Source organism: Mesorhizobium mediterraneum (assembly GCF_002284565.1).
Lineage (GTDB): Bacteria > Pseudomonadota > Alphaproteobacteria > Rhizobiales > Rhizobiaceae > Mesorhizobium > Mesorhizobium mediterraneum.
On sequence record NZ_NPKI01000052.1, the window covers coordinates 43,619 to 52,994 of the forward strand.

The 9,376-nt window shown below is 61.5% G+C and carries 6 protein-coding genes and 1 pseudogene; 2 read left to right on the top strand and 5 right to left on the bottom strand.

The features are described 5' to 3' along the window. Window positions 1–236 precede the first annotated feature (236 nt). The 4 genes from CIT25_RS35595 to CIT25_RS35610 all read right to left on the bottom strand — a co-directional run bounded on the left by CIT25_RS35595 (window position 237) and on the right by CIT25_RS35610 (window position 5,925). Window positions 237–2,357 (bottom strand): ABC transporter ATP-binding protein, encoded by a 2,121-nt coding sequence (locus CIT25_RS35595; RefSeq protein ID WP_095489729.1) that lies wholly within the window; start codon window positions 2,355–2,357, stop codon window positions 237–239. Further along, window positions 2,350–3,240: an ABC transporter permease gene (locus CIT25_RS35600; protein WP_167391130.1), complete on the bottom strand. Its 891-nt coding sequence runs from the start codon at window positions 3,238–3,240 to the stop codon at window positions 2,350–2,352. The genes CIT25_RS35595 and CIT25_RS35600 overlap by 8 nt, the downstream gene beginning before the upstream one ends. Beyond that, the gene (locus tag CIT25_RS35605) at window positions 3,237–4,190 is read right to left on the bottom strand and encodes an ABC transporter permease (protein ID WP_095489730.1); all 954 of its coding nucleotides are present in this window, start codon (window positions 4,188–4,190) and stop codon (window positions 3,237–3,239) included. Before CIT25_RS35605 ends, CIT25_RS35600 begins: the two co-directional genes overlap by 4 nt. A gap of 70 nt (window positions 4,191–4,260) precedes the next feature. Further along, on the bottom strand, window positions 4,261–5,925 hold the full coding sequence (locus CIT25_RS35610; RefSeq protein ID WP_095489731.1) for an ABC transporter substrate-binding protein: 1,665 nt from the start codon (window positions 5,923–5,925) through the stop codon (window positions 4,261–4,263). A 339-nt stretch (window positions 5,926–6,264) separates the two neighbouring features. Between CIT25_RS35610 and CIT25_RS35615 the strand changes: the two genes are divergently transcribed. After that, window positions 6,265–7,497: an aromatic ring-hydroxylating oxygenase subunit alpha gene (locus CIT25_RS35615; protein WP_095489732.1), complete on the top strand. Its 1,233-nt coding sequence runs from the start codon at window positions 6,265–6,267 to the stop codon at window positions 7,495–7,497. A gap of 23 nt (window positions 7,498–7,520) precedes the next feature. Further along, window positions 7,521–8,474 (top strand): PDR/VanB family oxidoreductase, encoded by a 954-nt coding sequence (locus CIT25_RS35620; protein ID WP_095489733.1) that lies wholly within the window; start codon window positions 7,521–7,523, stop codon window positions 8,472–8,474. A 405-nt stretch (window positions 8,475–8,879) separates the two neighbouring features. Here CIT25_RS35620 and CIT25_RS35625 read toward each other — a convergent pair. Continuing rightward, window positions 8,880–9,283 (bottom strand): annotated as a pseudogene (locus CIT25_RS35625) (transposase); the annotation flags it as partial. Window positions 9,284–9,376: the final 93 nt, after the last annotated feature.

Here is a 9,376-nt window from a genome sequence, read left to right on the forward strand (position 1 = left end):
TTGCTCGCCGATAACTTACTCTCACAAGCACGACCGAGGGGATCGATACGGCTTGCCCGCATCGTAGATCGCCGTCATGGCTGTTATTCGGCTTCGTCAGTTCCTTGCACAAATCCGTCATGCGATAAGGCCTGTCACGACGAAGCTTGGATGGAGGACGCCGCCCGCAATGCCGATCGCGGATGCGGCAGCAGCGATCTTGGTTTGGGTTTGCCGCAATTTTGCTGCTGCGCCTGCTAGGACAAGGTCGCGTCCAACTTCGTGGCATGGTCCAACTTTTGGCCGCCGAGTCCTTGGCTTCGTCGTTTTTTGGACTGATCATTCTTGACTTCCAATGTCCGCTCCAAGCTCTGCAGCCTTGCGAGTTCGGCGTAAGGGATGTGGCAGCGGATTGTGTGGCCTGACTGGGCCTCGGTGAGTTCGGGCTCCTGCGTCTTGCAGATGGCGCCGATCTTGCGCGGGCAGCGCGTGTGGAAGGCGCAGCCAGTCGGTGGATTGGCGGCGCTGGGGATCTCGCCGTCGAGGCGGATGCGCGAGCTCTCCGTCCGGTCGAGCTTCGGCACGGCCGACAGAAGCGCTTCCGTGTAGGGATGATGCGGGCCGGAGAACACCGCTTCCGACGGCCCGAACTCCATGATGCGGCCAAGATAGAGCACGGCGATCTTGTCGGAGAGGTAACGCACCACGCCGAGATCATGCGAGATGAAGATGTAGCTGACGTCCTGCTTCGACTGCAGGTCGGCCAAGAGGTTGAGGATCGCCGCCTGCACCGAGACATCGAGCGCCGAGGTCGGCTCGTCGCAGACCACGATGCGCGGATCGCCGGCAAAGGCGCGCGCGATCGCCACGCGCTGCTTCAGTCCGCCCGACAGCTGGCGCGGCTTGACGGCGAGATGGTGATCGGTGAGCCGCACCGAGTGCACGAGCTCTTCGAGGCGTGTGTCCAGCGTCTTGCCGGTCAGCCCGCCCAGCCGCTTCAATGCGCGGCTGAGAATGTGCCGGATCGAATGCGAGCGGTTGAGCGCCGAATCCGGGTTCTGGAAGACGATCTGCACCGCCTTGACCTGGTCCTCCGAGCGGCTTGCAAGCCGCGGCGCCAATTGCTTGCCCTCGAGCTCGATGCTGCCGCCTTCGTCCGGCGGGACGAGGCCGAGCAGCAGCCTTGCGAAAGTCGTTTTGCCGCTGCCGGATTCGCCGACCAGGCCGAGCGTCTCACCGGGCCTCAGGCTGACCGAGACATCCTTGACGGCTCGGAGCGGATGGCCGTGGCTGCCATAGGTCTTGTTTAGCCCCTTGACCTGCAGCACCGGCGGCGCCTGCGTCGGCGCGACAGCGGGAACATCGGCGGGCGTGGCGCGTGGCAGCGACTGCGCCTTGTCATGGTAGTGGCAGCGCGACAGGCGGCCGTCGCCGAGTTCGTAGAGCGGCGGCGGCTCGCTGCGGCAGCGCTCGGTGGCCAGTGCGCAGCGGTCGGCGAAAGCGCATCCGACGATATTGGCGCCGATGCCGGGCAGGAAGCCCGGGATGGTGTCGAGCCGGCCCTGGTCCTTGCGCTGGCCGCCGCGCGGCAGGCAGCGCAGCAGTGCCACGGTGTAGGGATGGCGCGGGTCGTTGAAGACATCCCTGGTCGAGCCTTCCTCGACTAGCATGCCGGCATAGAGCACGCCGACGCGGTCGCACATGTGGGAGACGACGGCAAGGTTATGGCTGATGAACAGGATCGAGGCCGACAACTCGCGCCGCAACTGCCCGATCAGGTCGAGCACCTCGGCTTCGACCGTGGCGTCGAGGCCGGTCGTCGGCTCGTCGAGGATCAGCATCGAGGGGTCGTTGGCCAGAGCCATGGCGATCGCCACGCGCTGCTGCATGCCGCCGGAGAGCTGGTGCGGATAGCGCTGCATGACGCTCACCGGGTCGGAGATGCGCACCCGGTTGAGCATAGCGATCGCCTTGTCCTCCGCCGCCTGTCCGGTGACGCCGGCAAGCTCGAAAATCTCGGTCAACTGCCGGGCGATGCGCAGCGACGGGTTCAGCGCCTTGCCGGGGTCCTGGTAGACCATCGACACGCTGTCGGCGCGGGCGCGCCTGAGCGCCTCGCCGTCAAGCTTCATAACATCCTTGCCGTCGAGCGCGATCGATCCGCCGGTGATCGAGCCGTTGCGCGGCATATAGCGCACCACCGACAGCGCAACGGTCGACTTGCCGCAGCCGGATTCGCCGACCAGCCCGTAGGCCTCGCCGGCCTTGATGGTCAGGTTGACGTTGCGCAGCACCGCGCGGTTGCGGCGGCCAACGCGATACGCGACCGAAAGGTCCTTCAGTTCGAGCGCGTTGGCGGCTTGCCTAGGTTCAGTCATTGAACGCTCCATGCACGCCGTCGGCCACCAGGTTGACGCCGATGACCAGCGAGGCGATGGCCAGGGCATCGAACAGCACCGTCCACCAGAAGCCGCCGCCGATCATGCCGTAATTGGAGGAGATCGAAAGGCCCCAGTCGGGCGAGGGCGGCTGGATGCCGAAGCCTATGAAGGAGAGCGTGGCGACGGCGAAGATGGCATAGCCCAGCCGCACCGTCGTCTCGACCAGGATCGGCGGGATGACGTTGGGCAGGATCTCGATGAACATCGTGTGCACCGCCCCCTCGTGGCGCAGCTTTGCCGCCGCGACATAGTCGAGCTCGCGTTCGGCCAGCACCGCGGAGCGGACCGTGCGGGCGATGATCGGCGCGAAGCTCAGGCCGATGACGACGATGACGGTCACCTTCGAGGTGCCGAGCGCGACGATGGCGAGCAGCGCGATGATCACCACCGGGATCGCCATGAAGGCTTCCAGCACGCGGCTGATGACATCGTCGACGATGTTGCGGAAATAACCGATGACGAGGCCGAGCGCGGTGCCGGCGATGGTCGCCAGGATGGTTGCCAGCGGCGCTACGGTCAGGATGTCGCGCGAGCCGACAATGACGCGCGAGAACACGTCGCGGCCGAGCTGGTCGGTGCCGAACCAGTGATCGGCCGCTGGCGGCGCAAGCGCGTTGATGATGTCGCTTGCCAGCGGATCGTAGGGGACAAAGCACTGGCCGAACAGCGCACAGATGGCCCAGAACAGCAGGATGAAAAGTCCGGTCAGGAAGGTGCCGGACCTCGCCAGCGAATGCAGCACCTCGCCCCAGGGGCTGCGCTGCGCGGTGTCGGGTGCGGAGGATGCCGGCATGCCGACGGGCGTGTCTGCTGCGCTCATTGCTCTGCTCCCAGCCGGATACGCGGATTGAGCACGGAATAGAGGAAGTCGGCCATCAATGTGGCCACCGCATAGACGATGCCGATGGTGAGGATGCCGGCCTCGAGCATCGGGAAATCCTTGCCGCGCGCGGCAGTGAAGATCAGCGAGCCGATGCCCTGGTAGCGGAACAGCGTCTCGATCACGACCAGGCCGCCGATGAGGTAGCCGGTCTGTGTGGCAATCACGGTGACGGTCGGCAGCAGTGCGTTGCGCAGCACATGCCGCCAGATCACCGTGCGCCACGGCAGACCTTTAAGCACCGCAGTGCGCGTATAGTCGGAATCGAGCGCCTCGATCATGCCGGACCGCGCCATGCGGGCGATATAGCCGAACAGCACCAAAAACAGCGGCAGCGACGGCAGGATGAGATAATAGAGCTGCGTGAAGAAGCCGGCGCCCTTCGGCCAGGCGGCGGCGATCGGCAGCCAGCGCAGCCAGACGCCGAAGATCAGGATCAGGATGATGCCGGTGACGAATTCCGGCAACACCGTCACCGACAGCCCGCCGAGGCTGATGATGCGGTCGAGCGGCCGGTTGAGGTTGAGCGCGGCGACGACGCCGCCGAGGATGCCGATCGGCACCACCAGCACGAAGGCGACCGCCGCCAGCTTCATCGAATTGCCGAGCGCATCGATGACGAAAGGCGCGACCGGCGAGCGGAAGATGTAGGACGTGCCCATGTCGCCCTGGACGAAATTGGAGATCCAGCCCCAGTACTGTGCCAGCAGCGGGCGATCGACGCCGAGCGTGTGATTGAGCGCGTCGACCGCACGCTGGTCGGCGAACGGCCCCAATATGGCGCGCCCGACATTGCCCGGCAGCACCTGGCCGCCAAGGAACACCATGATACTAAGCAGGAATAGCGTGATCAGCGACAGGGACACACGCCGGGCAAAGAAGCAGAGAATGGCTATGGCTCCTTATGAAGCCAGCCCCCACGTGGGGGCTGGCCGTTAGAGTAGGGCTTTGGCTTTTCGCTTAGGCCTTCGATGCCTTCTCGAGGAACAACTGCCCCATGGCGGACGGCTGCACCCCAGTCACGCCCTTCGCCGTCCCTGTCAGGTAATCGGCGAAATAAGTAAACAGGACAGGCGTTTCCTCGAGCAACAGCTCCTGGATCTTGCCGGCCGTGGCCTTCTGCGCCTCAAGATCAAGCGCCGCGATGTAGCTGTCAACCAGCATGTCGTATTTCTCGTTCTTGAAGTGCGCGGAGTTCCAGGTGCCGTCGCTCTTCAGGGGTGCTGCAAGAAACACATTCGGCACCCCTCGATGACCGTAGCCGGTGATGCCCATGACCGAATCCAGCCAGGGCGATTTGCCGAACACTGCGTCTCCGTAATAGGCGCCTTCATCGAGGATGTTGAGATCGAGTTCGATGCCGATTTCCTTGACCCAGTTCTGGATGAGCTGGGCGTATGCGGGGATTTCCTGAAAGCTCATGGCGGTCAGCGTCACCTTGAAGCCCTTGCCGGCGCCGGCAGCTTCCATCAGCTGCTTGGCCTGGGCGATGTCCCGCCTACGCTGCGGCACGCTCGTATCGCTTGACGGATAGACAGGCGCGAACGGGCTATCATTGCCCATCGAGGCGCGACCCTTCAACAGGCCTGCCACCACCTTGTCGCGATCGATTGAGAGCGCAAGGGCGCGACGCACGCGCGGGTCCTTGAACGGGTCGGAATCGCAGCGCATGTGCACTTGCCGATTCGTCGTCGCCTTCAGACTGATGATTCCTACGTTCGGATCGTTGAGCAGGCCAATGCTGGTCAGACCCGACAGCTGATTGATGATGTCTACCTGGCCGCCCTGCAGTCCCAGGATCTGCGGCTGGATGTCTGCGAAGAAAGTGAACTCGGTGCGATCAGGCAACGCCTTCTCGCCCCAGTAGTCCTCGTTGCGCACAAAGGAAGCGCCGACCTTGGGCGTGTAGTTTTCCCGCTTGAACGGCCCGGTACCGTCGAAGCTTTTTTCATAGTCGCCCTTGTAGCTGGCTGGTAGAATGATGGCGTTGTAATTGTCCGATGAGACCATATAGGGGAAGTTGCCGTTCGGCGCGTCGAGGTGGAACTCGACTGTGTAATCGTCGATTTTTTTGGTCGCGCCCTTCTGCAGAACGCCCTTGAAGACTGACAGCGCATTGGACGAGCCGGCCGGATCGGCGAGCCGGTCGAAGGTAGCCACCACGTCGTCGGCCCTCATCTCGCCGCCGCTGTGGAATTTAACTCCTTTGCGCAGCTTGAAGGTCCATACGGTGCCTTTGTCATTCGGCTTCCAACTTTCGGCCAGGACGGGCCGCAGCACGAGGTCGGGGCCATCGATACAGAGGAACTCCCCCACCTGCTGAACCATCAAGTAGCCGCCGCCGTCTGCATTGGTGACCGGGTCGATGGCCCCTGCAGGCGCGTAGCAGGCAACGCGGATGGTGGCGCCTGGCGCGCCCTGCGCCCGGGCAAGCGATGGCGCGGCGCCGAAACCCGCGGCCATGCCGATGCGGCCGAGCAGCGGCAGTGACAGGCCGAGCAGGCTGCCGTGGCGCACGAAATCGCGGCGGCTGACGCGGCCGTCGACAAGACCATCTATGAGGTGGCTTTCGAGCGGCGCACGATCGCGCCGGATAAGATCGAGAATGCGGTAGTTCGTTTTCACGTGTGATGACCTCCCTTGCTATGATGCCTAGCCAGCATGTTTGGCGCGGCGAACGACTTGACGCCAGCGAACACCTCGATCTGATCTCGCGTTGCTGAAATACTCTCCCGCTCGACCTTCGCGTTCGCCGGCTTCGCACGCCCCAGCCAACCTCCGGCGTCTGCCCTGCCTCCGCAGCCTCCACGGCCAAACTATGGCAAAACAGAGGACGGTCTTCACACGATAAGAACGCGGCCAATGACCAAGAAAAATGCAGTCACTCACGGGCAGTTTCGCGATTGACAGAATGACAGGACGTGAGCATTCTGTCAAAAATCTAACTTCCGAAGGGAGCGAACAATGATTGATCTGAGGCGGGTCAGGGAACTCTTCGATGCTCGGTTGCCTGGTTACAGCTTGCCGCAAGAATTCTATACCGATCCCGAGATCTTCGAATTCGATTTGGAAGCCGTCCACGCGCGCTCTTGGATTTTTGTCGGGTTAGAGGCGGAGATCCCCTCGGCCGGTAGTTACCTGGCAACGACGATCGGCCGCAGTCCGATCATTGTAGTGCGTGATCGTGACGGGACGCTGCGAGGCTTTTACAACACCTGTCGCCATCGTGGCGCCCAAATTTGTGAGACTGGCCATGGCTGCAAGCCCGTGCTCGTCTGTCCATATCATCAGTGGAGCTACCGACTCGACGGCTCACTGCAAGGGACGCCCAGAATGCACGAGAGCTTCGATCCTGCGGGCATTCATCTTTTGCCCATTCATGTCGAGACTGTCGCCGGGACTGTGTATGTCTGTCTTGCGGACGAGCCGCCGCCCTTTGAGAAGTTCAGGAATGAGGTCGAGCCACTGCTGGCTCCCAGTCGCCTCATAGATGCCAAGCTTGTTTATGAAAAAACGGTCGTGGAGCGTGCGAACTGGAAACTCGCTATGGAAAACGCGAGCGAATGCTATCATTGCGCCGTGGGCCATCCGAGCCTTACCGCTTCGGCCTACCCGCTCGCAACGCGCCGAGATCTTGACCGCTGGAATATGGCTTGCGATGAATTCACCAGCCGCATGACAGCTGCTGGCGTGCCGAGTGGTCAAGTTGACGGCGACTGGTTCACAGCTTTCCGTTTTCCACTCAAGGAAGGCTGCGTTTCCCTAACGATGGATGGTAAGCCCTCCGTCAGGAAGCTGTTCACCGAGAATATTGGGTGGATGCGGTGGTCGCTACATTCAAGTGCTTATGCTCATGCCCTATGCGACTACACGGCCACGTTCAGTGCAATTCCGATAGGGGTGCAAGAGACAGCGATTACGTGGAAAATCTACGTGCATAAGGACGCGCAAGAGGGCGTTGATTACACTCTAGACAGCCTGACTTCACTTTGGGATAAGACAAACTTCGAAGATCGGGACCTCGCCGAGATGAATCAGCGCGGCGTAAATGGGAAAGGATACCTTCCGGGTCCGTACTCGCAAGAGGCCGAGTCGTACGCCTTAAATTTTGTCGATTGGTATTGTGCCCAGGTGGGAGCGCATCTCGACTCGCAGACTAAGAAAGCGGGCAGCACGTCGCGCAGCGTTATGGCATAACCTCCATAAGCGTGAGGAGAAGCGTGACTGCGATACAGTACGAATTGACGCTTCGCGTGGAATCAGTAACCCGCGAAGCGGAGGGTGTTGTAAGCCTCACCCTCGTCAATGCGGACGGATCCGCGTTGCCGTCCTGGGAGCCCGGCTCCCACATCGGCATTATAGTCCCAAGTGGCCGCTGTGCGCACTACTCGCTCTGCGGCCCTCTGGCCGCGGCTTATTGGCAAATTGCCGTCCTGTTGCAGAAAGACGGTCGTGGAGCGTCGCGTCACATCCACGAGAGCCTAAAACCTGGTGAGATCCTTGCCGCCAGTGGACCTCGCAACAATTTTGCTTTGCTACCGGCAAGGCGCTATCTTTTCATCGCCGGTGGGATCGGCATTACGCCCATGCTGCCGATGATCGAATCCGTCGAACAAGCCGGTGTGCCTTGGCAGTTAATCTATGGCGGTCGCGACTTAGCCAGTATGGCGTTTGTCGGGAAACTCAGAGATCACAACTCCCGTGTAGTCATTCTTCCCCAAGACAGGTTTGGACTCATTCCCGTGGCGGAGCTTGCCGATTCTCTGCCCGAGGGATGCCTTATTTATTGCTGCGGTCCCGAGCCGTTGCTGATGGTAGTTCAGGAGGTGCTCTCCTCAAGAGGATTGCCCGAGGCCCGTGTCGAGCGATTCCAAGTCGCGCCAGGCTTGACCGACAAGAGCCGAAATCAATCATTCATGGTGCATCTCGCCCGGAGCGGTCGGTCGATCGAGATTGGCGCCCAAGAAAGCATCGTCGAGGGGCTGGCCAAGCACGGAGTCGTTATTACTACGTCTTGCGAGGAAGGTTTCTGCGGCACCTGCAAAACCCGGGTTCTGGCGGGGCAGGTCGAGCATCGCGATTGTTTCCTTACGGAAGGCGAGAAGGCGCGGCAGGATTCGATCCTCCCGTGCGTGTCGCGGGCTATGCGGCAGAGTCTTACCTTGGACCTATGATTGCCGGCAAAGCCTATGTCGCCCACCGCAGGGTGGTTTCTATCGCCCATGCATCGCAGTGGCTGCTGCCGCGGTGCTCTCCAATAGTTCGCGATAAAGGATCGCCGGCTCCGCAATCGTGACCGTCTTTCAACCAACTGTATTACAATGAGATTACCTTTGCACTATGGGACGATACAGTCTCAACTTCCCACACTCCCGTCAATTGAGACCGCACCCAGAGGGCACCCAGAGGCCGGCTGCTCCGGCTGCCATTCTGATTGAAAACGACCCGGGGCAAAGTTTTGACGGCCTTTTCTTGATTGTCACTGCATCTTCAGCGGTGCTTCGGTGCTTCTGAAGTTCCGCTTGATGACCCATGAGGAGCGGCCGCGTTATATAGTCGACCGTGAACAATGAGATTGGTCAGGCTTCGATCTCGTTTGGCTGACTTTGGAGGGCTGCGATGAGAAGCCACAAAAGCTGCCTGAACCAGTTGAGCAGGAGGGAGAAGTTGTAGCCGGCGGCGGCCAGGACGGCGTTGAGGGCGTCGCCCTGCTGGCCGGCGAGGTAGTTGCGTCCCATCCGATGCTCGGCCTTGATATGGCCGATGACGGGCTCGATGGCGGAGCGGCGGCGCATCTGGCGCTTGATGGCCGGGGTGACGCGGCGTTTCTGGCCGCTGGTGAAGACCCTGAGCTTATGGCTCTGCGATCGTTGTGACGGCGATAGCCGGCATCGGCGAGGACGCGGCCGATCTCGTTGCCGATGGCCTTTTCCATGTCGGGGAGGACGCTTGCCAGCGTGTGGCCGTCATAGATCCCATGAGGAGTGGATAGCGGCCTAGGTGTTTGATCCCGGACTTTAATGGCGCATCATTGCCGTCCGAATCAAAGGATGCGCTATGGGACAGGTTCTACACC

Bases quoted from the DNA above. Each gene is read 5' to 3' on its own strand.
- CIT25_RS35595 (WP_095489729.1), bottom strand. From the start codon at position 2,357: ATGACTGAACCTAGGCAAGCCGCCAACGCGCTCGAACTGAAGGACCTT.
- CIT25_RS35600 (WP_167391130.1), bottom strand. From the start codon at position 3,240: ATGAGCGCAGCAGACACGCCCGTCGGCATGCCGGCATCCTCCGCACCC.
- CIT25_RS35615 (WP_095489732.1), top strand. From the start codon at position 6,265: ATGATTGATCTGAGGCGGGTCAGGGAACTCTTCGATGCTCGGTTGCCT.